Source organism: Neorhizobium sp. T25_13 (assembly GCF_002968675.1).
GTDB classification, from domain to species: Bacteria; Pseudomonadota; Alphaproteobacteria; order Rhizobiales; family Rhizobiaceae; genus Neorhizobium; species Neorhizobium tomejilense.
The window spans coordinates 1-25,934 of record NZ_PVBI01000023.1 but is presented as its reverse complement, the minus strand read 5'-3'; the positions used below and the strand labels follow the sequence as shown (position 1 = coordinate 25,934).

The 25,934-nt window shown below is 62.7% G+C and carries 23 protein-coding genes and 1 tRNA gene; 12 read left to right on the top strand and 12 right to left on the bottom strand.

Features of this window, described 5'->3' with window-relative positions; all coding sequences use genetic code 11:
- The first annotated feature begins 7 nt into the window (after positions 1-7).
- The 8 genes from C5J22_RS29145 to C5J22_RS29110 all read left to right on the top strand — a co-directional run bounded on the left by C5J22_RS29145 (position 8) and on the right by C5J22_RS29110 (position 10,369).
- A complete protein-coding gene (locus C5J22_RS29145; RefSeq protein ID WP_105441103.1) occupies positions 8-1,969 on the top strand; it encodes a 3-hydroxyacyl-CoA dehydrogenase NAD-binding domain-containing protein in 1,962 nt (653 codons plus the stop codon).
- Positions 1,970-2,292: 323 nt separating this feature from the next.
- Positions 2,293-3,897, top strand: coding sequence for an ABC transporter substrate-binding protein (locus C5J22_RS29140; RefSeq protein ID WP_172746817.1), 1,605 nt, complete (start codon positions 2,293-2,295; stop codon positions 3,895-3,897).
- A complete protein-coding gene (argE, locus tag C5J22_RS29135; protein WP_105441101.1) occupies positions 3,897-5,051 on the top strand; it encodes an acetylornithine deacetylase in 1,155 nt (384 codons plus the stop codon). Before C5J22_RS29140 ends, argE begins: the two co-directional genes overlap by 1 nt.
- A 10-nt stretch (positions 5,052-5,061) precedes the next feature.
- A complete protein-coding gene (locus tag C5J22_RS29130) occupies positions 5,062-6,033 on the top strand; it encodes an ABC transporter permease (RefSeq protein ID WP_046637975.1) in 972 nt (323 codons plus the stop codon).
- Positions 6,030-6,974, top strand: coding sequence for an ABC transporter permease (locus C5J22_RS29125; protein ID WP_105441100.1), 945 nt, complete (start codon positions 6,030-6,032; stop codon positions 6,972-6,974). Before C5J22_RS29130 ends, C5J22_RS29125 begins: the two co-directional genes overlap by 4 nt.
- The gene (locus C5J22_RS29120; RefSeq protein ID WP_105441099.1) at positions 6,971-7,960 is read left to right on the top strand and encodes an ABC transporter ATP-binding protein; all 990 of its coding nucleotides are present in this window, start codon (positions 6,971-6,973) and stop codon (positions 7,958-7,960) included. Before C5J22_RS29125 ends, C5J22_RS29120 begins: the two co-directional genes overlap by 4 nt.
- Positions 7,957-8,964: an ABC transporter ATP-binding protein gene (locus C5J22_RS29115; protein WP_105441098.1), complete on the top strand. Its 1,008-nt coding sequence runs from the start codon at positions 7,957-7,959 to the stop codon at positions 8,962-8,964. The genes C5J22_RS29120 and C5J22_RS29115 overlap by 4 nt, the downstream gene beginning before the upstream one ends.
- 16 nt (positions 8,965-8,980) lie before the next feature.
- Positions 8,981-10,369, top strand: coding sequence for a M20 family metallopeptidase (locus tag C5J22_RS29110; RefSeq protein ID WP_105441097.1), 1,389 nt, complete (start codon positions 8,981-8,983; stop codon positions 10,367-10,369).
- Between the two features lie 15 nt (positions 10,370-10,384).
- Here the strand turns inward: C5J22_RS29110 and C5J22_RS29105 are convergent, their stop codons facing one another.
- The 4 genes from C5J22_RS29105 to C5J22_RS29090 form a co-directional block, all read right to left on the bottom strand.
- Positions 10,385-11,101, bottom strand: coding sequence for an anti-sigma factor domain-containing protein (locus C5J22_RS29105; protein ID WP_105441096.1), 717 nt, complete (start codon positions 11,099-11,101; stop codon positions 10,385-10,387).
- Positions 11,098-11,640: a sigma-70 family RNA polymerase sigma factor gene (locus C5J22_RS29100; protein ID WP_105441095.1), complete on the bottom strand. Its 543-nt coding sequence runs from the start codon at positions 11,638-11,640 to the stop codon at positions 11,098-11,100. The genes C5J22_RS29105 and C5J22_RS29100 overlap by 4 nt, the downstream gene beginning before the upstream one ends.
- A 146-nt stretch (positions 11,641-11,786) precedes the next feature.
- Entirely contained in the window at positions 11,787-13,010 is a 1,224-nt protein-coding gene (locus tag C5J22_RS29095; protein WP_105441094.1) for an MFS transporter, read from the bottom strand.
- Between the two features lie 162 nt (positions 13,011-13,172).
- On the bottom strand, positions 13,173-13,871 hold the full coding sequence (locus C5J22_RS29090; RefSeq protein WP_105441093.1) for a thioredoxin family protein: 699 nt from the start codon (positions 13,869-13,871) through the stop codon (positions 13,173-13,175).
- A 96-nt stretch (positions 13,872-13,967) separates the two neighbouring features.
- Here C5J22_RS29090 and C5J22_RS29085 point away from each other — a divergent pair, with 96 nt between their 5' ends.
- Positions 13,968-15,188, top strand: a complete 1,221-nt coding sequence (locus C5J22_RS29085; RefSeq protein ID WP_105441092.1) for a helix-turn-helix domain-containing protein — start codon at positions 13,968-13,970, stop codon at positions 15,186-15,188.
- Positions 15,189-15,197: 9 nt separating this feature from the next.
- Positions 15,198-15,830, top strand: coding sequence for a PQQ-binding-like beta-propeller repeat protein (locus C5J22_RS29080; protein WP_105425723.1), 633 nt, complete (start codon positions 15,198-15,200; stop codon positions 15,828-15,830).
- A gap of 60 nt (positions 15,831-15,890) precedes the next feature.
- Here the strand turns inward: C5J22_RS29080 and C5J22_RS29075 are convergent, their stop codons facing one another.
- The 7 genes from C5J22_RS29075 to C5J22_RS29045 all read right to left on the bottom strand — a co-directional run bounded on the left by C5J22_RS29075 (position 15,891) and on the right by C5J22_RS29045 (position 23,069).
- On the bottom strand, positions 15,891-16,859 hold the full coding sequence (locus C5J22_RS29075; protein WP_105441091.1) for an ABC transporter ATP-binding protein: 969 nt from the start codon (positions 16,857-16,859) through the stop codon (positions 15,891-15,893).
- 3 nt (positions 16,860-16,862) lie between these two features.
- The gene (locus C5J22_RS29070) at positions 16,863-17,873 is read right to left on the bottom strand and encodes an ABC transporter ATP-binding protein (RefSeq protein ID WP_105405336.1); all 1,011 of its coding nucleotides are present in this window, start codon (positions 17,871-17,873) and stop codon (positions 16,863-16,865) included.
- Positions 17,874-17,875: 2 nt separating this feature from the next.
- Positions 17,876-18,793, bottom strand: a complete 918-nt coding sequence (locus C5J22_RS29065) for a dihydrodipicolinate synthase family protein (RefSeq protein ID WP_105441090.1) — start codon at positions 18,791-18,793, stop codon at positions 17,876-17,878.
- 10 nt (positions 18,794-18,803) lie between these two features.
- Complete coding sequence (locus C5J22_RS29060; RefSeq protein WP_205837241.1) at positions 18,804-19,715, bottom strand: ABC transporter permease; 912 nt, start codon at positions 19,713-19,715, stop codon at positions 18,804-18,806.
- Positions 19,681-20,640: an ABC transporter permease gene (locus C5J22_RS29055; RefSeq protein ID WP_105441088.1), complete on the bottom strand. Its 960-nt coding sequence runs from the start codon at positions 20,638-20,640 to the stop codon at positions 19,681-19,683. Before C5J22_RS29055 ends, C5J22_RS29060 begins: the two co-directional genes overlap by 35 nt.
- A gap of 73 nt (positions 20,641-20,713) precedes the next feature.
- Positions 20,714-22,300 carry an ABC transporter substrate-binding protein gene (locus C5J22_RS29050; protein ID WP_105441087.1) on the bottom strand — a complete coding sequence of 529 codons (1,587 nt, stop codon included), beginning with the start codon at positions 22,298-22,300 and terminating at the stop codon, positions 20,714-20,716.
- Between the two features lie 31 nt (positions 22,301-22,331).
- A complete protein-coding gene (locus tag C5J22_RS29045) occupies positions 22,332-23,069 on the bottom strand; it encodes a FadR/GntR family transcriptional regulator (protein WP_205837240.1) in 738 nt (245 codons plus the stop codon).
- Positions 23,070-23,196: 127 nt separating this feature from the next.
- Here C5J22_RS29045 and C5J22_RS29040 point away from each other — a divergent pair, with 127 nt between their 5' ends.
- Together C5J22_RS29040 and C5J22_RS29035 are read left to right on the top strand one after the other, a co-directional pair.
- The gene (locus tag C5J22_RS29040) at positions 23,197-24,150 is read left to right on the top strand and encodes a dihydrodipicolinate synthase family protein (protein WP_245440579.1); all 954 of its coding nucleotides are present in this window, start codon (positions 23,197-23,199) and stop codon (positions 24,148-24,150) included.
- Between the two features lie 17 nt (positions 24,151-24,167).
- Complete coding sequence (locus C5J22_RS29035; protein ID WP_172746816.1) at positions 24,168-25,631, top strand: sulfatase; 1,464 nt, start codon at positions 24,168-24,170, stop codon at positions 25,629-25,631.
- 177 nt (positions 25,632-25,808) lie between these two features.
- Here C5J22_RS29035 and C5J22_RS29030 read toward each other — a convergent pair.
- A tRNA-Met gene (locus C5J22_RS29030) sits at positions 25,809-25,885 on the bottom strand.
- Positions 25,886-25,934: the final 49 nt, after the last annotated feature.

Here is a 25,934-nt window from a genome sequence, read left to right as displayed (position 1 = left end):
GCAGATCATGAACGAGACGATCGAATTTTCCGCCACGGTATCAACCATGACCCGCAACGGAGTTCTGGTCGTCACGATCGACAATCCGCCGGTCAACGCCACCTCTGTTGATGTCCGCAGTGGGCTTGAGAAAGCGCTCGCCCACGCAGAAACGGCCCCAGATGTGACCGGTGTCGTCGTCACCGGCGCCGGAAAGACGTTCATCGGCGGCGCCGACATCAAGGAATTCGGCAAACCGGCCATGGAGCCGATCTTGCCTGATGTCATCGAGACGATCGAAGGCCTGTCGAAGCCGGTCGTTGCGGCGCTCAATGGCGCAGCGCTCGGCGGCGGTCTCGAAGTGGCACTCGCCTGCCACCATCGAGTGGCTTCGCCGGCTGCACAGGTCGGCCTGCCGGAAGTTAAACTCGGCATCGCGCCTGGCGCCGGCGGGACGCAACGCCTGCCGCGCCTGATCGGCATTCCGGCAGCACTCGACCTCATCACCTCCGGGCGATCGGTGAAGGCCGAGGAGGCACTGAAGCTCGGGATCGTCGACGAAGTAACCGCGGGCGATCTCGTCGAGGCCGCAATATCCGCGGCATTGGCGCTCGCCGGCAAACCTCTCCGCCGCACGGGCGAACTGAACATCGCCGCTGTCGATCCGGCCGAAATCGAAAAAGCTTCGGTCAAAATTATCGCCAAGGCGCGCGGCCAGAAGGCGCCGGTGGAAGCCGTTCGGCTGGTCACCGCGTCCAATCGCCCGCTCGTCGAAGGTCTGGCGGACGAACGTGCCACCTTCCTGGCACTGCGCGACAGCCGCGAGGCTGCAGCGCTGCGCCATGTCTTCTTTGCCGAGCGCGAATCCTCGAAGGTCGACGGACTGGAAGGCGTCAAATCTCGCTCGGTCGAGACGATCGGCATCTGCGGCCTTGGCCTGATGGGCAGTGGCATTGCCGTCGCCGCTCTTGGCGCCGGTTATTCGGTGATCGGCCTCGATCAAACGTCGGAAGCCGCTGAAAAGGGCCGCCAGCGCATCATCGGCCTGCTGGAACGCAATGTTGCCTCGGGCCGCCTCGACCAGGCCGGCTTCGAAGCCCAGAAGGCGCGCCTTTCCGTGACCGCGGAAGATGTCGATCTCGCTCCCTGCGATCTCGTCGTCGAAGCCGTGTTCGACGATCTCGCGGTCAAGACCGACCTCTTCCGGCGTCTCGACAAGGTCATCCGTTCCGATGCCGTGCTGGCGACCAATACCAGCTACCTGAACCCGGACGAGATCGCCGCCGCGACCAAGCATCCGGAACGGGTGCTCGGCCTGCATTTCTTTTCGCCCGCCCATGTAATGCGCCTCCTGGAAGTCGTTCGCTGCGCCAAGACGACTCCGGATGTGCTGGCGACCGGCCTTGCCGTTGCCAAGAAGCTGCGAAAACTGCCGGTCGTCACCGGCGTTACCGAAGGCTTCATCGGCAACCGCATCTTTTCCGCCTATCGCCGTGAAGCCGAATTTCTGCTGGAAGACGGCGCCCTGCCGCACGAGGTCGACGCTGCGCTGGAAGACTACGGTTTTCCCATGGGCCTGTTCGCCGTCTACGACATGGCCGGCCTCGAAATCGCCTGGGCCCGCCGCAGGCGGCAGGCGGCCACCCGCGATCCCTCGGCACGCTACGTCGAGATTGCCGACACGCTCTGCGAAACGGGTCGCCTGGGCCAGAAGGCAGGCCGCGGCTGGTACGCTTATCCGGAGGGCAAGCGCACCATCGACCCGGAGGTCACCGCAATCATAGAAGCCGCTCGGGGCCAAAAGGGCATCACCCCACGCGCATTCTCCAACGGAGAGATTGTCGAAAGGTTGCTTGCCGCGATGGCTCTGGAAGGCGAGGCGTTGCTGGCGGAAGGGATCGTCGCGCGAGCCAGCGATATCGACCTGGTGATGATCAATGGCTACGGCTTCCCGGCTCATAAGGGCGGCCCCATGTTTGCCAGGACTTGAGCGCCGCCAGGTGGCGTTTATGATCTAACGGGCTGAAATATATGCAGCATCTTGATCCGCCAAAGGCTGCGGAAACGCTTCCACGTGCCCGTGTTTTACCCATCCAAAAGAGTTACGCTCATTTGATCAAACATGCTTGCATGTTTCCTTAATTCGCCTATTGTTTGCCCAAGCCTCGCAAGTAGGCATCTCCAAACAACGACAGGGAACGCTGCATGCTCACACTTCCAGAGCTCACTCCGTCGAGATATTTTAATCATAAAATATCTACCGCATCGTTGTCCCGTATTCCGACTGTCTCGTGGCGCGCTTAGGAGATCATGATGCCTTTCCCGTTTTCTGCATTCAAACGTAAGATGCTGCTGGGTACCATCGCCGCAGCCGCGATCGCCGCTCCGCTTGGAAGCATGGCCCAGGCGGCGGACTTCAAGTTCGCTGGTCCGCTCGATGCCTATACGCTCGATCCCCATGCGGTTTCGAACACGCTGATCTTCGCTGTTCTTGCCAATGTCTACGAGCCGCTTGTGCGCCGTAACGCGGAGCAGAAGATCGAACCGGCGCTGGCAACCGAATGGAAGCAGACGGACGGCACGGCCTGGGAATTCAATCTCCGCAAGGACGTGAAATTTTCGAACGGCAACCCCTTTACCGCCGATGACGTCATCTTCTCGCTGACCCGCGGCCAGGCCGGCGGCATCAAGGCAAACCTGAATTCGATCGCCTCGATCGAGAAGGTCGACGACTACAAGATCCGCATCAAGACCCGCGCCATCAATCCGATCCTGCCGAACCAGATCACCAACTGGTACATCATGGACAAGGAATGGGCCGAAGCGAACAACACCGTGCAGCCGGGCGCCGCCAACAACGCCACCGAGACGTTTGCCAACCGCAATGCCATGGGCACCGGCCCCTACGTCATCAAGGAACGGGATCCGGGCGTGAAGACGGTCTTTGCGCCGAACCCGGGCTGGTGGGACAAGAAGACCGGCAATGTCGACAACGCGACGTTCTTCGTGATCCCCAACCCGTCGACCCGCGTATCCGCCCTCATCTCCGGCGAAGTCGACATGATCGACGGCGTACCGCCGCAGGATGCCGAGCGCATCGAGAACGACGCGAAGCTGCACATGCAGGCGGGTCCCGATCTTCGTACCATCTACATCCAGCCCGACGTCGCCCGCGACAGCCTGATCTTCGGCAGCGAAAAGACCAAGAACCCCTTCAAGGACCTGAAGGTCCGCCAGGCCATGGAACTGGCGATCGATACCGGCGCGATCCAGAAGCGTATCATGCGCAACTTCTCTGTCCCGGTCGGCCTGCCGATCGGCAAGGAAGTCAACGGTTTCGATGCAGCTCTCGGCGCGCCGGTAAAACCCGACGTCGACAAGGCCAAGGCGCTGATGAAGGAAGCCGGCTACGAAAACGGCTTCTCCGTCACGCTCGATTGCACCAGCGACCGCTTCATGAACGACGAAGCGACCTGCCTTGCTGTCGCCGCCTCGCTTGCCCGCATCAATATCAAGGTCGATCCGCGCGCCCAGCCGACCGCCAAGTGGGCGACCCAGGTCAACCCTCCGGAATACAATACCAGCATGGCGATGCTCGGTTATTCGCCGGCCACCTATGACGCGCACATCTTCCTGACCTCGATCGCCGCCACCCGCGATCCCAAGAGCGGCCTCGGCGCCTTCAACATCGGCGGCTACTCCAATCCGGAGGTCGACAAGCTGATCGACCTGATCGGCAAGGAGACGGACCAGGCCAAGCGCACCGGCTACATCACCCAGGCCTTCAAGCTCATGAAGGCAGATGCCGCCTTCATTCCGCTCCACCAGTTGAACATTCTCTGGGGCGTCAAGGACAACGTCACCGTCGTCCAGCCGGCCGACCTTGCCTACCCGCTGCGTTATTTCACGGTGAAGTAATGACCATTGCATCCGATATAACGAGGCAGCTTGCCAGCCTCGTGTCTTATCCCACGGTCAGCGCCGTTTCCAACCTCGACCTGCTCGAATACGTCGAAGCCCAGACCGCCCCCTTCGGCGGGCGTGTCCGGCGCTTTGCCAGCCCCGAGGGCGACAAGGCAAACGCGCTGATCACGATCGGTCCGGAAGCGCCCGGCGGCATCATCTTCAGCGGCCATACGGATGTGGTGCCGACCGAAGGCCAGGCCTGGACCGGCGATCCATGGACGCTCAGGGAGGCGAACGGCCGCCTGATCGGTCGCGGCGCCACCGACATGAAGGGCTTTCTCGCCTGCTGCCTGGCAGCCGTGCCAGGCATTGCCGCTAGGAACCTCAAGAAGCCCATCCACCTCGCCTTTTCCTATGACGAGGAGGTCGGCTGCACCGGCGTTGGCTCGATGGCCGAATGGGTGGGCCAGAGCGACCTGAAGCCGCGGCTTGCCGTCATCGGCGAAGCAACCAGCATGGACATGATCGCAGCCCACAAGGGCGGCCTGATCGGCTGGTGCCGCATCAAGGGCAAGCCCGGCCATTCCTCCCAGCCGGATCGCTATGTCAACGCCGTCATGGTCGCCGGCGACATGATCGCCGAAATCAACCGCATCCGAGAGGACATGCGCAACGGCCCGCAGTTCGAAGGGCTCGACCCGCCCTATTCGACCACCCAGGTCACCGTCATCAGGGGCGGCCTGCACGGCAATATCGTCTCGGAAAACTGCGAGTTCTTCTGGGAAATGCGCCTCATCCCAGGTCAGAATACCTATGAGGTTCTGGACCACATGAAGCGTTTTGCGGCCGAAAGGCTCGAGCCGGCCATGAAGGCGATCGATCCGTCCTGCGGCATCGTCTTCGACGTCCAGGCCAGTATCCCGGGCCTTAAACCCAATAACGATCCGACGCTCGATGCGGAACTGTTGGCGCTTCTCGGCCGCACCGAACCCCGCTATGTTTCTTATGGCACGGAAGCGGGCATCTTCCAGATCGCCGGCGTCCCCTCAGTCGTCATCGGTCCGGGCGATATCGCCGACGCCCATCAGCCGGATGAATCGGTTGCGATTTCCGAACTCGAGAAATGCGCCGTCTTCCTCGACCAGCTCGGGGATAGCTGCTGCTAAGGAATTTGTCGTGCTGAATTATGCCGCGTCACGGATCGTGCAGACGATCATCGTCCTGCTGGTGATCAGCTTCATCGCCTTCCTGCTGGTCGCCAATATCGGCGACCCGCTGGCGGCCCTCCTCTCCGCCGATGCGACCGTCAACGAGCGGCTGGAACTGATCGCCAAGCTCGGCCTCGACCAGCCCCTCTGGACGCGCTTCCTGCATTTCATCGGCAACATGCTGCAGGGCGATTTCGGCTTTTCCTATCGCACCCAGGACCCGGTCGCCAACCTGATCGCCGAACGCCTGCCGGCGACCGTCGAGCTCGCCTTCGTCAGCCTGCTGATCACCATCGTGGTGGGAGTGCCGGCCGGCATCTATTGCGGCGTCAACCCGAATTCGCTGTTCGGCCGCTTCATCATGCTGATCTCGACGGCCGGCATCACGCTTCCTAACTTCGTCGTGGGCATCCTCCTGATCGCGGTATTTTCCGTCCAACTCGGCCTGCTCCCGTCGTTCGGGCGCGGCACGGTGGTCGATCTCGGCTTCTGGAAGACCGGGCTTCTCACCGTCTCCGGCTGGCGGGCGATCCTCCTGCCGGCAGCGACGCTTTCCACCTTCCAGGTCGCTTTCATCATCCGCATGCTGCGCACCCAGCTGATGGAAGTCGGCCAGAGCGAGCACATCCGCTTTGCCCGTGCCCGCGGCCTGTCGGAAGCGCGCATCTGGTATGTCTACGCGATCAAGAACACGCTGCTGCCGGTCATCACCATGCTCGGCCTGCAGCTTGGCAACATCATCGCCTTTTCGGTGGTGACCGAAAACGTCTTCGCCTGGCCGGGCCTCGGCTCGCTGTTCCTGCAATCGATCCAGGGTGCCGACATTCCGGTCATCGCCATCTATCTCATCTTCGTCGGGCTGGTCTTCATGGTCATCAATCTGATCGTCGAACTGCTTTATCCGCTGATCGACGCCCGTGTGTTGAGGAGGCAATCATGACGCCAGTCGTCAACATCCCGGCAGCCGGCCCGGCTCGCCGCAGCAGGGGCGCCAAGCTTCTGCGCGCCATGCGCAGGGCGCCAGGCCCCACTTTCTGTGCCGTCACGATCTTGGCCCTGCTGGTCTATGCCTTCGTCGTGCCGCTGTTCTCGCTGAACCCGTTCGAATTCTCCGGCATGTCGGTGCTGGACAGTTTCATTCCGCCGGCGTGGATGGCGGACGGTTCTCCCGATTTCCCGCTCGGCACCGATGACCAGGGCCGCAACCTGATCACCGCCATGGCCTATGGCATGCGCACCTCGATCATCGTCGGCTTCCTGTCGGTCACCATCGGCCTGGTCCTCGGCGGCAGCCTCGGCCTGATCGCCGGTTTCGTCGGCGGCAAGGTGGATGCCTTCATCATGCGTGTCGCCGACGTGCAGCTTGCCTATCCGGCCCTGCTGCTCGCGATGATCATCGACGGTGCGGCCCGGGCAGCGCTCGGCACCGAGCGCAGCGTCGGCACCGCGATCGCCATCGTCGTGATGTCGATCGGCATCGCATTCTGGGTCCAGTATGCCCGCACCATCCGCTCCTCCGTGATGATCGAGCGCGACCAGGACTATGTCTCCGCCGCCCGCATCACCGGCCGCAGCAATGTCGCGATCATCGTCCTGCATATCCTGCCGAACGTCATGGCCCCGGTTCTGGTCATCGCCACCATCAATCTCGGCATCGCCATCATCACCGAGGCGACCTTGAGCTTCCTCGGCATCGGCATTCCGGTCACCTCGCCATCGCTCGGCACGTTGATCCGCAACGGCAACAATTTCCTCCAGTCGGGCGAATGGTGGATTTCGGTCTGGCCCTGCCTGATCCTCGTGCTCTTCGTCGTTTCGGTGAACATTCTCGGCGACCATCTGCGCGACGTCTACAATCCGCGCCTGCGGGGCCGCTCATGATCAACGTAGCCACTCCCCTCCTCGACGTCCGCGACCTCACCGTCACCATCAATCGCGATGGGCGACTGGTCACCGCGCTCGACAAGGTCTCCTTTTTCGTCAATCCCGGCGAAGTGCTCGGCATCGTCGGAGAATCCGGCGCCGGCAAGTCGATCACCGGCGCGGCGATCATCGACCTTCTCGTGCCGCCGCTGAAACGCACCGGCGGCACCATCACCCTTGCCGGGGAACGGCTCGACCAGCTTTCCCCAAAGGCGATGCGCGGCGTGCGCGGCGGCCGGATCGGTTTCGTTTTCCAGGACCCGATGACCAGCCTCAACCCGGTGATCACGATCGGCCAGCAGCTCTGCGACACCATCCAGGCGCATCTGAAGTTTGGCGGCAACCAGACGAGGAAAAGGGCACTGGACTGGCTCGACCGCGTCGGCCTGCCCGATCCGGACGTCCAATTCAAGCGTTTCCCTCACCAGCTTTCCGGTGGCATGCGGCAGCGCGTGGTGATCGCCCTGGCGCTCTGCGCCGACCCCGTGCTGGTCATCGCCGACGAGCCAACCACAGCCCTCGACGTCTCCGTGCAGGCGCATATCCTCGAACTGCTGCGCGACCTGCACCGCGAAAGCAATGTTAGCATGATGCTGATCACCCACGACCTTGGTGTCATCGCCAAGATGGCCGATCGTGTCGCGGTGCTTTATGCCGGTCGCGTCGCCGAGATCGGCCCGGTCGGCGAGCTCTTCAATGCGCCTAGACATCCCTATACGCGCGGCCTCATCCGCGCGACGCCGATGCCGTCCGCCACGGGCGAGATGCGGCTCGACCAGATCCCCGGTGCCATGCCGGGACTTGGTGCGGTTCCACCCGGCTGCGCCTTCAACCCGCGCTGCTTCAGGGCGGAGGGTGACTGTCGTGCGACAATACCGCCGCTCTATCGCCAGGAAAGCTCCGCCTTTTCCTGTTTCCATCCGCTGGAAAGGGTGCCCGCATGAGCGCTTCCGATTTCCTCGTCCTCAATCACGTCAGCAAGGTCTACCGCCGCAACCAGAGCCTTATCGAACGGCTGAAGAAGAGCGAGAGCGGCGGCACCAAGGCCGTCAGCGACGTCAGCCTCACCGTCCGCCATGGCGAGACCATGGGCCTGGTCGGCGAAAGCGGTTGCGGCAAGTCCACGCTCGCTCGCCTCGTCTCCGGCCTGATGGCGCCCACATCCGGCGAGATCAGCTTTCCGCCGAATGCATCCGGCAACAAGCCGCGCCTGCAGATGATCTTCCAGGATCCCTATTCCTCGCTCAACGGCCGCTGGACGATCGAGGACATCATCGCGGAGCCCATCCGGGTGCATAAGCTCCGCCAGGGCCGCGCCGCGATCCGCGCCCGCGTCGACGAACTGCTGGTCCAGGTTGGCCTTTCCGCAGCGGACGCGGAAAAATACCCGCAGGAATTTTCAGGCGGCCAACGGCAGCGTATCTGCATCGCCCGGGCGCTTGCCGGAGAACCGGACTTCCTGGTTCTCGACGAACCGACTTCGGCGCTCGACGTTTCGGTGCAGGCGCAGATTCTCAATCTGCTCCGCGACCTGCAGGAGAACCTCCATCTCACCAGCCTGTTCATTACTCACAATCTCTCGGTCGTACGCATCATGGCCGACCGGATCGGCGTCATGTATCTCGGCGAACTGGTCGAGGAGGCGACGTCGGAAGAGCTGTTCCGCAAGCCGCGCCATCCCTATACCCGCCTGCTGATCGATGCCGCGCCGGACATGGATACCAGCGACCGCTCGCTGCACCCGATTGCCGGCGAGCTGCCGAACCCGGCCTTCCCGCCCGCCGGCTGCCGTTTCCACACCCGCTGTCCGTTCGCGCAGGAGATCTGCCGCAACACCTCGCCGCCTCAGAAAGCGACCGAGAGCGGCGGCATGTTCCGCTGTCATTTCGACCTTGATCTGTCGAACGCGACGGTCTTTCCGCCAGCCGCACAGGTCAAGATGGCCTGAATTTCAAGGATGCCCCATGACGACCGTCTCCCGCCAAGCAACGATAGACAACGCCCTCGGCTATCTCGATGACGGTTCGTTCGAAGAAACCTTGCGCCGGCGCGTGGCGATCCCGTCCGCGAGCCGTGTCGCGGCCAACAAACCGGACCTCTGGCGCTACGTCACCGATGACATGCAGCCCTTTTTCGAGCGGCTGGGCTTCACGACGAAGATCTATGAAAACGATAGAGCTCCCGGCCCCTTCCTGCTGGCCGAACGCATCGAGGACCCGCGCTTCACCACCGTCCTGCAATACGGCCACGGCGATGTCGTCACAGGTCTCGACGGCCAATGGGAGACGGGTCTCTCGCCCTTCGAGATGACGGAGAGGAACGGCGCCTGGTATGGCCGCGGCACCGCGGACAACAAGGGCCAGCACGCGGTGAACCTTGCCGCCGTCGAGGCGCTGCTCGCGACGAAGGGTTCGCTCGGCTTCAACCTCAAATACCTGATCGAGATGGGCGAAGAGTCCGGGTCACTGGGACTGGAGGAAATGTGCGCGGCACATCGGGACGAGCTGAAGGCCGACGTCTTCATCGCCTCGGACGGCCCGCGCCTCGCGCTCGACCGCCCGACCATCTTCCTCGGCGCCCGCGGCGGCATGTCCTTCCATCTGGAGATCGATGCCCGCGAAAGTTTTCAGCATTCCGGCAACTGGGGCGGCATCCTCTCCAACCCGGGCATAGAACTCTGCCACGCGATCACCGCGCTGGTCGGCCGCACCGGCCAGATCAAGGTGCCCGAGATGACGCCGGGTTCGATCCCGGAAAACGTCCGTGCCGCACTGAAGCATTGCCACATCACGCCCGCCGCCGGCGATCCGCCGATCGAGCCCTGGTGGGGCGAGCCGGGCCTGACGCCGGAGGAGAAAGTGTTTGCCTGGAGTTCCTTCGAGGTGATGGAGATGGAATGCGGCAACCTCGCCCAGCCGCTCTACGCCATCCCACCGAAAGCTCGCGCCCGCATGCAGCTTCGTTTCCCTGTCGGCGTCGATCCGAATGCCGTTGTCCCGGCCGTCCGCAAAGCGCTGAAGGATGCAGGTTACGACCGCGTCGTGGTCAAGGATCCGACGGACGCGATTTTCCCCGCCAGCCGTCTCGATCCCGATCATCCATGGGTCAGGCACGTTGCCGCTTCGATTGAAAAAACCGTCGGCGCCCCGCCGGCGATCCTGCCCAATCTCGGCGGCTCGCTGCCGAACAACATTTTCTCGGATCTGCTCGGCCTCCCGACCATCTGGATCCCCCACTCCTATCCGGGCTGCCTGCAGCACGCGCCGAACGAACACCTGCCGATCTCGATCGTCCGCGAGGGGCTCGCGATGATGGCCGGGCTCTATTGGGATATCGGCGAGACTACGGCGTGACCTTCAGCTTCGGCGTCAAGGCCTGCGGGTAGCGCCGCTCGCCACCACCGGACCGGTCGGCAGACCGGTCGGCGAGCCGCCGAACGGTTCGAAGCTGACGGCAAGCGTCGCGCCCTCGGTCAGGTTGCGACGCAGATCCGCAGGTATCACGAGCTCTCCTGCCTGATCCGGCTCAAAGACGCCGAGAGACAGCGGGTCGCCGCTTCCGGGCACCAGCCAGAGCTCCAGCGACTTCTCTTCGCGTCCGCCGGCCGCGACCGGTACGATCCGCAAACGCCCGTTTCCAGCATCGTAGGAGGCAAGCAGGTTGATCTGGCTATCGGTCGAGGACAATTCCGCCACCAGCGGCGCATATCCCTGCGGACGTGGGATCACGCCCGATGCATAGACGACGGCAGCCACCGCAACCGCCGTCGTGGCGAATGAGAGCCGTCGCCAGAACAGCGCGGAATTCCACAGACTCCATGAGGACGGAGCAGCCCGGGCGGGGCCGAAGAGCCGCGTTTCGATCCGGCCGAAAATCGCAGGATTCGGCGCCACGTCCTCGTAGTCTTCGTTGAATGAGGCAAGGTCCGCCTGCCATCGTTCGACGATCCGGGCAAAAGCGCGGTCATTGGCGATCCGCTGCTCCACGGCGCGGCGGGCCTCGAGCGACAGGACGCCGAGCACATACTCGCCGGCCAGGATCTCGTCCTGTGGCCGCCTGCCCTGACTTTGTTCGCCCGACGTCATCGCTCCATGCACTCTCTCAATTTCAGAAGGCTCCGGCGCAGCCACGTGCGCACCGTATTCAACGGCACCTTCAAATCTTCCGCCAGTTCAAGATAACTTAAACCTTCCACATAGGCACGTCGAACCGCACGCGCATGCACCGAGTCGAGCTCCTCCATGCACCTGTCGATGCGCCGGCCTTCATCCGCATTGGCCACCTGCTGTTCGGGATCGAGCGTGCCGTCGTCGGCAAGGTCGTAAGCATCGTCAAGGTTCTCCGTGACAGGCTTCCTGGCCCGGAGGATGTCGATCGCGTGGTTGCGCGCGATCGCCGCCAACCAAGCAAGGGGCGAACCGGTATCCACGGCAAAAGTCCTGGAGCGCTGCCATACCCTGACATAGATTTCCTGGAGCGCTTCTTCCGCGTCGGCCCTGTCTTTCAAGATACGCAGGCAGATCGAAAATAGTTTCGGGCTCGTCGCATTATACAACAACGCGAACGCTTTGCGATCACCCATCGCCACGCGATTGACCAGAGCCGCGATCTCATTGCTTTGCATTCGGAAAAAACCTCGCCGTCCTCATCTATAGAGAACGCCGATCGCAAAAAACAAGGCGCCTTCGTCGCAAAGGGTCTTCCATCTCCTCGCAGCCGATATCCCGCGCTGCCTTTGCCTCGTCGGGATCAATGCTGCTCGCCGGGGTATCAGGCGGCGTCGAGGGCCGGCACCGCCTGTCGACCCTTCGGAAAAGGCTTGAAGGTCAAGGCGATCAGGAAGGCGCCGATCCCGATCCCCCAGGAACCGACATAGAGCCAGGTGTAGCTGGCGAGCGTGTCGTAGATCAGTCCTCCGGCCAGGGGGCCGGTCGCCATGCCCAGACCGCCGGCCATTGCCGTTCCGCCGATCACCGTGCCCATCATCCGCATCGGGAAGTTCTCGCGGGCGATCACCGCGTAGAGCGGCATGACGCCGGCATAGATGAAGCCGAACAGCGCGGCGACCGTATAAAACGATCCGAGCCCCTGCGCGAAAACATAGGCCAGCGCCCCGAAAGCCTGGACCAGCAGGCCGAGAACGAGAACCTGCTTGGCGCCGAACCGGTCTCCAAGAATGCCGAAGACGACACGCCCGCCCATGCCCGCCAGTCCTTCGATACTATAGATCGACACGGCCGCTATCATCGGAATGCCGCAGGTCACCGCATAGCTCACGGTGTGGAAGATCGGGCCCGAATGGGTGGCGCAGCAGAAGAAATTGGTAAGCAGCAGGATGATGAACTGCGGCGATCTCAACACCTGCGCCGTCGACATGGACGACTGAAGTTCGCCGTCGGCGGGGGCAGCGGCATCGCCTTCTTTCGGAACTGGGGCACGCCTGACGAGGAAAGAAACCGGGATCATCACGACGGCCACCAGTATGGCGATGATCTGCAGGGATGTTCTCCAGTCGTAGATCGACACGAGCCACGCCGCGAAGGGCGACATGGTCATCGGCGCCATTCCCATGCCGGCCGAAACCAGCGAGACCGCGAGGCTTCTATGCGTGTCGAACCAGCCGGTGACGCAGGCCATCATCGGTGCGAAGATTGCCGCGATCGCCGTGCCGACGGCGAGCCCGAAGATGAGCTGGAAGGCCACCAGCGATGTCGTCAGGCTTGCCGATGCGAGACTGGCGGCAAGCAGGACCGAGCCGGCAAAAACGATGGGACGCGGCCCCCACCGATCGAACAGGCTGCCCCATGCAATGCTGGCGAATGCCATCGCGACAAATCCTATGGTCATCGCGCTCGAGACGCCGGTGACCGACCATCCGGTGTCGCGCGCGATGGGCAGGAGGAAAACGGGCAGGGAAAACATCGCTCCGATGGCGAGGCAGCCAAGCAGGCCGCCAGCCGCCACGATTACCCATCGATATTGAAGATTGGTCATGTTCGTCTCCGTTTGTGGCACCCGGCAGTCAGCCATCGCGTCAACGATGTTGACCGCGCTGCCCGGAAATTCCGGTTTGTCAGAAAGTTCTATTGTCCGGACAGGTCCGCGATGGCCGGCTCCGGTTCCGATCGAAGCCTGCCTGTTCTTCCGAGGCCTGCCTCAGTACTGATCGTGCCGGCGCACCCAGGCCATCGGGTAATCAAGGTCGTCCTCATCGCGGCCCTTCGGCACGAGATCCAGAAAATGGTAGGCGCCGTTGAGCATGTCGACGCCGCGCGAGTAACAGGAATAGGTGTGGAACACCTCGCCGCTCTCATCCCGGTAGAAGACGCTGATGCCCACTTCTTCGGATGCGTTGCTCGGCTGGACCTTGTAATTGTAATAGGCCACGCCCTTGGGGAGATCTTCCGGCCTCACCGACACCTGATAGTCGAAATTGAAATCGCTGCCATGTGAAGAGAACCACGGGAAGTTCCAACCCATGCGCTTCTTGTAGGCGTCGAGCTTGGCAAGCGGAGCCCGCGAGACGGCGACGAAGGTCACGTCGCGGTGGTTGAGATGAACCGGGATGCCGTTGAAATTGTCGGCCCAGAAGGAGCATGACTTGCATGCCTCCTGCCAATCGGGGCCGAACATGAAATGATAGACGATCAGTTGCGAGCGGCCGTCGAAAAGATCCGCCAGCGAAAGCTCGCCATCCGGTCCCTCGAACCGGTAGGGTTTTGCGACCCTTTCCCATGGCATCGCCATCCGGCGGCGCGTCAGCGCATCCCGTTGGCGGGTGAATTCCTTCTCCGCAGCGAGCAGATCAAGGCGAGCCTTCAACCATTCTTTCGGCGAAACGACTTGATTTTGCATATCAACCTCCTGTTTGTTGGAATGCAGCTTGATGGTCGAGGGATAGACTAGGGCCGGATATCGAATGGTGAGAGTGACAAGTGTGACGGGATTCCGATGGACTCGCTGATCACCGCCGCGGCGCGTGCGCTCGCCTCGGGTGATCCCCTTGGCGCCTTGAAACGGGTGGCGCTACGCGACGATGCGGCTGCGCTCGCCCTCAGAGGCATCGCCATGGCGCAGCTCGGCGATCTCGTCCGAGCAAAGGCCCTGCTCAAGCGCGCCACTCGTGCGTTCGGCCCCAAGGAGACGATGGCGCGCGCAAGATGTGTTGTTGCCGAGGCGGAGATCGCGCTCGTCTCCCGCGATCTTGCCTGGCCTGTAAAGGCCCTCGACGCCGCGCGGGCAACACTCGAAGCGCATGGCGACAGGGTAAACGCCGCACATGCGTTCACTCTGGAGATCCGGCGCCTGCTGCTGATCGGCCGTCTCGATGAGGCCGAGCACAGGCTCGCCGCCTTCGACCCACCTCCGCTTCCGCCCGCATCGAGAGCTGCGTATGAACTGGTCGTTGCAGGCGTCGCGCTCCGGCGGCTGCGGATAAAGGTGGCCCGCGCCGCGCTCGCGCGCGCAGGGCAGGCAGCGCGGGAAGCCGACATCCCCCCGCTGACCGCAGAGGTCGAAGGCGCGGCGCTTGTCTTGGAAACGTCTGCGGCGCGGCTGGTGGCGCGGGGGATCGAACGTCCGATCCTGCTGGAGGAAGTCGAAACGATCCTCGCCTCGGGCGCGCTCGTGGTGGATGCATGCCGCAACGTCGTGCGGATCGGCGACACGCAGGTAGCGCTCTCGTCGCGGCCGATATTGTTCGCGCTTGCCCGCGCCCTGGGTGAGGCCTGGCCGGGCGACGTACCGAGAACCACGCTGCTCTACCGCGCCTTTCGAGCCAGGCACGCGGATGAATCGCATCGCGCCCGGCTGCGGGTGGAAATTGGCCGGCTGCGCCTCGAGCTTCAGACGCTGGCGAATGTCACGGCGACGAAGAGAGGTTTTACGCTGTCGCCGCGCGGAGATGGAGCAGTCGTCGTACTGGCGCCGCCTGTGGACGAGCAGCATGCGGCGGTGCTCGCATTTCTTGCGGACGGCGAGGCCTGGTCCAGTTCGGCTCTGGCGATCGCGCTTGGAGCCAGTTCCCGCACCGTGCAGCGGGCGCTGGACCAGCTTTTGGCAGCCGGCAAGGTGCAATGGTTCGGCCAGGGGCGGGCGCGTCGGTGGATGGCTCCCTCCGTGCCGGGGTTCCCGACAATCTTGTTACTCCCAAGTCCGCTCCCGAACGATTAGGATGAGCGCATGAAAAAATCTCAAGCCGAAATAATCCGAGAATACGGGCCCTTCCCTGGGATAAATGACGTGCATGGCGTCACCTTCGATGGCCGGCACGTCTGGTTTGCCTCGGGGGACAAGCTGAACGCCCTCGACCCGGCGAGCGGCGAGACGGTGCGCTCGATCGACGCCGCCGCGCATGCGGGGACTGCCTTCGACGGCGAGCACCTGTTTCAGATCGCCGAGGATCGTATCCAGAAGATCGACCCGAAGACGGGCCGCGTGCTCGCGACGATACCGGCACCCGGGAATGGCGGCGATTCCGGGCTCGCCTGGGCCGAAGGAACCCTCTGGGTCGGCGAATATCGGGGCCGAAAGATCCACCAGGTCGATCCCGATACGGGCAAGATCCTTCGTACCATCGAGTCCAATCGCGTCGTCACCGGCGTCACCTGGGTCGACGGCGAACTCTGGCATGGCGTCTGGGAAGGCGACGAGGGCGAAGTGAGGCGCATCGATCCGCAAACGGGAAACATGCTGGAAACGCTCGAAATGCCGCTGGGACTAGGGGTGTCGGGTCTGGAATCCGATGGCGCCGGCCAATTTTTCTGCGGCGGCGGCAGCAGTGGCAAGGTGCGCGCGGTGCGGCGGCCCGGATAGGGCTTACGGCCAGTTCGAAAGCATGCTTTTCATCGCACGCAGCAACGTCGTTCTGCCGGATCAACCCAAATCGTCCCGGATGCAGGCCTTGAAGTGTCCTTTCGTCCCTTCCCTGAGTGGCGGCACGACGCCCGCACAGGCTTCGATCGCAACCGGGCAACGGGTACGAAAGACGCAGCCGCTTGGGGGATTGGCGGGGCTTGGGATGTCGCCTTTGAGGATCTGCCGGTTCGCGTGCCGCGAGGGGTCGGGCGACGGAACAGCCGAAAGCAGGGCGCGCGTGTATGGATGCTGCGGGCTGGCATAAAGCTCGCGGCTCGGCGCCATTTCCATGATCCGCCCGAGATAGAGCACGATTACCGTATCGGCGACATATTCGACCACCGCGAGATCGTGCGCGATGAACAGCATGGTCAGGCCGAGCCGCATCTGCAGATCGCGCAGCAGATTGACGATCTGCGCCTGGATCGACACGTCGAGCGCCGACACCGGTTCATCGGCGACGATCAGCTCGGGCGCAAGCGTCAGCGCCCGGGCGATGCCGATGCGCTGGCGCTGGCCGCCGGAAAACTCGTGCGGGTAGCGGGAAATCGCATCCGGCGGCAGATCTACCGAGGCGAGGGCCTGGGCAGCTTTTGCGGCCCGCTCCGATCTGCTGCCGATCCGCTGGATATCCAGCCCTTCCGTGAGGATCTCGCCGATCGTCATCCGAGGCGAGAGGCTGGCGAAGGGATCCTGGAAAATATACTGGACCCGCGCATGCAGGCTGCGGAGTTCGCGGCGCGTCAGGCTCGTCGTTTCCGAACCTTCAAAACGGATACTGCCGGAGGTAGGTTCGATCAGTTGCGCGACCATGCGGCCGATGGTGGTCTTGCCGCTGCCGGATTCTCCAACCAGTCCGACGACTTCGCCGCGTTTGATGTTGAAGGAGACATCCTGGACGGCGCGGACGACCGGTCCGCGGGCAAATGCCACCGGGGCAAAATCCTTGCCCAGCCGGTTCACTTCGAGGAGAAATTCCTGTGACATCGGTCAGATCTCCTGCCATCGAATGCAGCGGCTGAACTGGCCCTCGCCGGCGTCTGCCAACGCCGGGTAGGCTTCCGAGCAGGCCTCTATGCGGTAGGGACAGCGGGGAGCGAAAGGACAGCCTGACGGCAGGTCCATGAGGCTCGGAACCGATCCTGCGATGGTCGGCAGCGGGGTGCCCGCCTCCCTGAGAAGCGTCGCGGTTCCAAGCTGCGGCACCGAACGCATCAGCCCCTTGGTATAGGGATGACGCGGATGGGAGAAGACCCGCGCCACGCTGCCGGTCTCGACAAGCGAACCGGCATACATGACGGCCACGCGGTCGGCGATCTCGGCAACGACCCCGAGATTGTGGGTGACGAACAACATGCCCATGCCGCGCTCCTTCTGCAGCCGTCCGAGCAGGTCGAGGATCTGCGCCTGGATGGTGACATCGAGGGCCGTCGTGGGTTCGTCGGCAATCAGCAGCGTCGGATTGCAAGCAAGCGCCATCGCAATGGTCGCTCGTTGCCGCATGCCGCCGGAGAGTTCGTGCGGATATTGCCGGGCACGTCGGCGCGGATCGGGAATGCCGACATCCTCCAGCCGCTGGATCGCGTCCGACAAGGCCTCCCGATGGGATTTGCCCATATGGATACGGATCGGTTCGGCAATCTGTTCGCCAATCGTAAAAACCGGATTGAGGCTGGTCAGCGGCTCCTGAAAGACGATGCCGATATCATTGCCGCGCACCCGGCGCAGGGTGTCGCCGCCAATAGTCTGCAGTTCGACGACCTCGCCGGTCTTGCGCTTCAACCGGAGCGTACCCGCAGCGATACGGCCAACGCCGCGCGGCAGAAGACCCATGATCGACAAACTGGTCACCGACTTCCCCGAGCCGGATTCGCCAACCAGCGCCACAGTTTCTCCCGTCGCCACGGCAAGGCTGAGGTCCCGCACGGCGACGATCTCCCGATCGCCGATGCGGAACACCGTCTTGAGCCCGGAAATTTCGAGGATCGGCTGTGCACTCATCGTCAATCCAGAAGGCCGGTTTGCCGCAGGATGCCGTCGATGACGGCCGCCTCTTCGTCGTTCAGGGATCGTTGCGGGCGGGCCATGACATTGGTGTCGATGACCCCAAGCCTGCGCATCGCGGTCTTGAAGGCTCCCACTCCGGCCGAGCCCGCACTGGTCCGGCCCAGGCTGACCCAGACCATCTCGAAAAGCCGGCACAGCCGTTCCTGCTCCAGCCGCGCACCTGCAAAATCACCCGCCTGGCAGAGGTTCCACAGGCGGACATAACCGTGCGGGTCGACATTCCCGAGGCCCGGCACGATGCCGTGCGCGCCCATGCTCACGACGCTGTCGGCGACGATCTCGGATCCCGTCATGACGAAGAAATCCGGCAGATCGGCCGTGTCTGCCATGACATAACGAAGATTGCCGTCATCGCCGCTCGAGTCCTTGACGCCAACGATCGTGCCTTCACGGGCAAGCGTCACGGTGGTCCGGCGTTCGAGCTTGGTGTGGACGCAGACAGGGATGTCATAGGCGATAACCGGCATGTCGACCGCCTCCCGGATATAGCGGAAGTGATCGATGGTCTCGGCCTGGTTTGTCCGAGCATAGAATGGCGCCGTGACGACAACCGCGTCGGCACCCGCCGACTGCGCCACCTTTGCATGAGCGATCACGCGCTCGGTTGTGGGGTCGATCACGCCGACCAGGACGGGCACGCGGCCGCGCACCTGTTCGACGGCATGTTCGATGACGCTGCGGCGCGTGGCTTCGTCATGGAACACAACTTCGCTGGTGGACCCGAGAACGAACAGGCCATGCACGCCACCATCGAGCAGATGGTCTATGACGCGCGTGAAGGAAGGATAATCCACCCCGAAAGTCGTGGTGAGCGGGGTGACGACGGGCGGAATGACGCCGGTGAAGAGAGGCATGTTCAACCTTTCACTTGAGTTCGGAGCGTGGATCGAAGGCATCGCGAAGCCCATCGCCCACGAAGTTGATGGCGAGAACGGTCAAGACGAGCGCTCCGCCCGGAAACATCCATTGCCAGGGGTAATTTTCGAGCACATGCGTGGCGCGGGCAGCATTGAGCATATTGCCCCAGCTCGCTTCCGGGGGCGTGACCCCAAGACCCAGGAATGAGAGACCGGCCTCCAGCAGGATCCCGCTTGCCACCTGCAGGGTGGCGTAGACCACGAGAATATCGATCGTATTGGGCAGACCATGCCGGATCAGCAGGTGCCAGAGGCCGGCACCCATGCCCCGGGATGCCACGACGAAGTCGCGTTCGCGCAGTTCCAGCAACCGGGCCCGTACCATGCGGGCCAGAACCGGCCACGACAGCAGCGAAATCACGAAGATGGTCGGCATTATGCCGCTGCCGACGATCGAGGCGAGAACCAGGAGGAAAATGACCGGCGGCAAGGTCATCGCGAGATCTACGAACCGCATCGTGGCGCCATCCACGAAACGTCCGGCAAAGCCGGCGATGGCCCCGAGGAAGAAACCGAGGAACGTGGAGATCGCCATCGATACCGTCGCCACCAGAAGCGAAATCCGCCCGCCCTGCAGCAGCCGCGCCATGATATCGCGCCCTACGCCGTCGCTGCCGAGCCAATGGGCCGCCGACGGCCCCTGGTTCATCGCCAGCAGGTCGATGTCGTTGGGCTTGTAGAGCCACCAGAGATCGTAAGTGAGCGTCAGGACCAGGATCGGGATCAGGATGGCCAAACCGACCACGGCCGCGCCGTTCTCGAAAAAGCGGGAAAGTGCGCGTCGGATGGGACCGGCGGAGCCGGCATGTGTCAAGCTCGCCATCTTATGCCACCTTGATGCGCGGATCGACAGCGGCATAGGCGATGTCGGTGAGCAGGTTGACCAGGATGACGCAGGCGCCGGTCAGCAGCGTAGCGCACATGATGACCGGGTAATCCCGCCTGACGACGGCGTTGACCATCAGCAGGCCCATGCCCGGCCAGTCGAACACGCTCTCGATGAAGATCGCCCCCCCGATGGCCATGCCGATCGTGGAGCCGATCAGGGTGATCACCGGCAGCAAGGCGTTGCGGACCGCATGTTTGACGATGACCCAGAACTCCCGGACGCCCTTGGCGCGCGCCGTGCGCACATAGTCCTGCGACAGAACTTCGAGCAGGGAGGAGCGCATGTAGCGCATGATCAATGCGCCATGGCCGATCGAAAGCAGGGCGGCGGGCAGGATGAGGTGCGCCAGCAAGTCTCCGACGGAGAAAGGCGCGCCCGGCGTCGACATGCCGCCGGCCGGCACCCAGCGCAGATTGACCGCGAATACGTAGAGCCCGAGCAGGGCCGTCAGGAAAGCCGGACTTGAAATTCCGACGAAAGCCACCGTCGAAAGTGAAAGATCGGCCAGCTTGTTGCGGCGGACGGCCGCAAAGATTCCGGTTGTGATGCCGACGACCACTGAGATGACAAGCCCACTGAACATCAGCAGGATCGTCGGACCGATGCGGCTCAAGACAAGCGGCAGCACCGCTTCGCCGTTATACTGGATGGAATAGCCGAAATCCCCCGTCAGGGCCGCGCCGAGCCAGGCGAAATATTGCACAGGCAGCGGCCGCTCGAGACCGAGCCGGGTGCGCAGCATCTCCAGATCGGACGCGGAAATCGGGACAGACGGATTGATGTAGGCATCGATCGGATCGCCGGGCGTCAGCCGCAGCAACATGAAGATGAGAACCGTCAGGGCCAGCAACATCAGCAGGCCGACAGCCGTACGGCGAAGGATGTATTGCAGCATGTTTTCACCAACAGGGTCCGCAGGAGATGCGGTCGGGCTTGTTCACCAGACCGCATCCCGGCTCACGGGCGCATCAAGGAGCGAAATCCCATTTTTCAGGGTGGGAGACGAACGGGCCGCCACCTGGAGCGGGCGTCCAGAAGAAGTCCTTGAGCTTGCTGGACACGACCCCGTAGCGGCTCGCAACCCACATCGGCCCCCAGGGAAGCGCGGCATTCATTTCCTTGCAGACCTTCTGCCACCTGCCGTCGGCCTTGGCCGGATCGGTTTCCCCCATCGCCGCATTCAACCCATCGGTCAGCGGAGGCATTTCGACGCGCATGATATTGTTGCCGGACGGAGGTATCTGTGCGGCATTCAGCCCGACATTGAGCGATCCCGGATTGGGGCCGTTCTGCAGCCCCGCATAGACCAGCGGAAAATCCTGCCACTTTTCGCTTCGCACGATGCCGTTGTAGCTCGGAACGTCGAGCGCGCGCGGAACCACGTTGACACCGACCTGCGCCAGCATGGCCTGCACCGCCGCCATGACGTTGGCGACCTGCGGCGTATTGTAGTAGGTCAGCCACGGGATCGGCTTGCTGCCGTTGATCTTCTCCCAGCCCGCCTCCGCCAGCAGGTCCTTTGCCTTTTGCGGATTGTAGGCATAATCGGCCATATCCTTCGCAAGAAGCTGCGGCGCGACATAACCGCAGTTGGCGAGTTTGGCTGCACCCCCGTACAGGCTTGAGACGATGGCGTTTCGGTCGATAGCGTGCATGACCGCCTGACGAACGCGAAGGTCACTCCAGATTCCGGCGCGGTGATTGAAGCCGATATAGTTCACCACATAGGAATCGCCCTCGATGACCCGGAAACCGCCATTGCCCTTGAAGGTCTTGGCGTCGTCGGGTTCGGCAAAGGTGAACTGGATCTCCCCTGCCCTGAGGGCCGCGACGGCCGCCGCCGGATTGGCGAAATAGCGGTTGATCAGCCGATCCGCCTTCGGCTTTCCGCCCCGATAGCCATCATAGGCAGCCAGTTCGACATACTGATCGCTGACATGCTTCACGAACTTGAACGGACCGGTTCCGGCCGGCTTGGTGGACCACCACGCGCTCTTGGCGACCTCCTTGACGTTCACAGACGACAGCGCATGTTGCGGCAGCATCATCAGCTGCGACAGAACGGAAAGGAATGCCGAGTTCGGCTTGCTGAGCTTGACGACTGCCGTGCGCGCATCCGGCGTCTCGACCGATGCGATATCGGCAAGCCGCGCGGCAAAAATGCTGCCGCTCTCGGCATTCTTGGCAAGCTCGAGGGTGAACTTGACGTCGGCCGAGGTGAAAGGCGTGCCATCATGCCAGTTCGTCTGGGCGAGCTTGAACGTGTATGTCAGGTTGTCCTGACCGAGGGCGAACTCAGAAGCCAGAGCGCCGGTAAGCTTCGACAGATCGGATGTGTAGATGACCAGCGGCTCGAAATAGGTATTAAGCCAGGTGAAGCCGGCTGTTGCAGTCAGCGGGTTGAAATTACCCTGGAAACCGCCTGGACCCACGTCGAACCCGCCGACAATGGTCTTGCCCGTCTGCGCCTGGGCCGTCGCGGGCACCATTGCGGCAGTCGTGGCAAAAAGCAAAGCTCCCGCCGCCAGAAGGCGACCTAAATTCCGTCGATGCATGCTCTCCTCCTCCTTTATATTTCGACTATCGCTAAACCGGATCGACCTCCTCGGGCCGGTTGATCGCGATGACTTTCCGGATGCCGGAATAGTGTGCGCTCAGGCGCTTGCGGCCCGCTTCGACATCTCTCGCCGCCACGGCTTCCGCGATCTCGTGGTGATCCTGCCAGGTCGCCAGGGGCGTGGGACTTGCGAGATTTGCGAAGCCCGAAGCCTTGTAGAAGGCAGACCAGAAGATATCGATCAGTGCGCTCAGCATCTTGTTGTTCTGGCAACGGAACAGAAGCTGATGAAATTGCTGGTCCTCCTCGGCGAAGCTTTCGCCGCGCTCAGCGCGCTGGCGCATGCGATCGGAAAGGCGTCGAAGCTCGGCCACGTCCTCGTCGCTGATCATTTCGATGGTCTTGTCGATGAGGCCCGTCTCCAGTACGCGACGGATCTCCAGCAATTCCTCCACATCACGCAGCGACGCCTGCAGCCCATAGGCGAGATTGTCCAGAAGCGGCGCGAACGAGAATTCCTTGACGAAAACGCCAATGCCGCGCCGCGTTTCGAGGATACCGACGGATTCCAGCGCCTTGATCGCTTCGCGAACCGAATTGCGCCCCACGCCCAATTGCTGCGCCAGGAAAGTCTCCGGCGGCAGAGCCGCGCCGGCCGTCAGGTCATTGTCCTCGATATAGCTGCGCAGGCTTTCCTGCACGCTGACATGCAGAAGCGGCGGGCGCTCCAGAGGTTTTATGGGCTTGGCCAACACTGCTCCATGCATATTTCGACAATCAACATGATTGAGGTATATCGACTTATAGGATATCTTGCAAGTCGATAAATTCCAGATAGCGATTGAACGGGTCCCGCTGGGATGGATTCGGCTTCAGAAAAAGGGGAGGTAGAGTGTGGCAACCACGAAGTTTGAGCGGCGGAATGACCGCTGGGGCCGCATTCGCGGAAATTGGGCGACGCTCTTGCTGCCGATCAATGAAGACGATTCCATCGATTTCCCGCGTCTGGCCAATGCGATCGACCGACTGATTGCCGACAGGGTGGACGGCATCTACTCGAACGGCACCGCCGGCGAATTCCACAACCAGACGGAAGCGGAGTTCGACCGGATTCAACAAGTGTTGGCAGACCGCTGCAGTGCTGCAGCGATGCCATTCGTCATCGGTGCATGTCAGCCCGATCCCCGCATATCGCTGGACCGGGTGCGCCGGGCGGCGGCGCTTGAGCCGGAGGCAATCCAGGTGATCCTTCCCGACTGGTGGCCGGTGACGGCGGGGGAGGCAACCGATTTCCTGCAGATGGCCGCTGGCGCCGCCGGTCCGGTGCCGCTGGTGCTTTACCAGCCGCCGCATGCCAAGCGCGTCTTTGCCCCGGAGGAACTGGCGGCAATCCTTTCAGGCGTACCGCAAGTCGTGGGTATCAAGCTTGGGGATGGCGATGCGTCCTGGTACGATCAGGCCCGCAAGCATCTCGATGCGTGGGGAATTTATGTCCCGGGGCATCATCTTGCGACAGGCGTCCAGCAGGGCGTTGCGGTCGGGGCATTCTCCAACGTTGCCTGCCTGAGCCCGTCCGGAGCACAACGATGGACCGCGTCGATGGCTGGCGATATCGACCGGGCGCTTGATATCGAGCAGCGGCTGCGCACCTTCCTGGATGACCACATAGCGCCATTTGCCAGGGTGCACGGATATTCCAACGCGGCGTTGGACAAGCTCCTGGCTGCAATCGGGGGATGGGCGGAGATCGGCACCCGGCTGCGTCGGCCTTATCGCTGGATCGATCCGTCGGTCGTTTCCGCACTGCGTGAGAAGGCCAGGATCGCCCTTCCCGAGATCATGCTCTGAAACGTCGAGGTGGCATCGTGACACGACCCAACATCCTGATGATCATGACCGACCAGCAGCGTCGCGACACGCTCGGCATCTATGGCTGCGACTGGATTCCGACACCTCACCTCGACCGGCTGGGCCGAGCCGGAGCGGTATTCGAGCACTGCACGGTCGACAACCCGATCTGCACGCCTTCCCGGGCGAGCATCTTCACCGGCAAGCCCGTGCCGGATCATGCGGTCCAGCGGGTGCATGACAACCTGCCGCCGGACGAAGTGCTGTTTACCGAACGGCTGCGGCGGGAGGCCGGCTATCGGACCGCGCTTTTCGGCAAACTGCATGTCAGCAGCCGTATTCAGGAAGAACGGCAACGCCATCCGCATGACGGTTTCGACATCTACGAATGGTGTATCGAGCCATCGGTTTCGATCGGGAGCCCCTTCAACGGCTATGCGGCCTGGCTTCGCGAGACGGCGCCGGATTTCCTCGCCGCCCTCCGGCGCAACGGCCGAAAGGAACTTCATCACCCCGAAGCGCAACACATGAGCAAGTGGGCGGCTGACCGGACCATTGCCTTCATCCAGTCGATGAAAGCAGAGAAGCAGCCCTTCTTCTGCCTGATGAGCCTGTTCGACCCTCACGACCCCTATGAGGATTACCCCCTCGCCTTCGGAAATTGCATAGATGCGGCGAGGATTCCCGAGCCGGTCGTTTCGCGCACGATACAGCCCGGATGTGTCCGCCAGGAGCAGCAGGGTTCCTATCTCGGACGTTTCTCAGACTTCTCTCCGGAGGAGATCCGCCGGATCCGTCTCGGTTATGCCGCTTCCATTGCCTTCCTCGATGTACAGGTCGGCCGCGTTCTGGCGGCATTGGACGAAGCCGAGATGGCCGACGACACGCTGGTCGTATTCATATCCGACCATGGCGACCAGCTTGGCGATCACGGGCTTTTCGTCAAGGGAGTCGCACTCTACGAACCTACCGTCGGAGTGCCGCTATTGTTGCGTTGGCCGGGCCACGTCAACGCCGGCACCCGATCTACCGCGCTTGCGCAAGGCCGCGACGTGGCAGCCACGTGCCTCGCAGCAGCGGGCCTCGATACGCAATCCTGCCCGGAAAGCGAGGATCTGGTGGTCATGGCATCACGGAATGCGGCGCGGCGCAGCAGCGCGATCTGCGCCTACCGCAACTCCGGTGTCAACGACAGCGGCAGTTTCTGGGATCCGCCGATGCGGGCGACCATGGCGCGGGACCAGCGCTTCAAGCTGACGCTCTATACCAGCGGAGGAGCGAGCGAGCGGGAGTTGTTCGACCTTCAGACCGACCCGCAGGAGACCGTCAATCTATCGGGGGATCCAGCCCACGCCGCGACCGAACTCATGCTGCTTGCCGAAATCGCCACGTTCCTACAGGCGGAAGCCGCGGCAGCCCCACCCCGCGCAACATCGTCCACGCCGAACGCTGCCCAGCGGCTACAGAACAGGATCAAGTAGGCATCAGCATACAATCCCGCGCCAATTCTTCTCCGGTTGCCGTATCGCGGTTGGTCGCGGGTTTGAGGAACGCGATCGATAGTTGGGCGGGCATTTGCCGTGCGAACTGAGGCTTTTGTAGGCTTAAAACGCAAAAGGCCCCACGAGGGGGCTTTGGTGTGGGTCGCAGGAATTGTTTGGTTGCGGGGGCAGGATTTGAACCTGCGGCCTTCAGGTTATGAGCCTGACGAGCTACCGGGCTGCTCCACCCCGCGTTAAGCGTAAATCCCTGCGGGATTTATCGCGGTGCGTAAACTGCTTGGC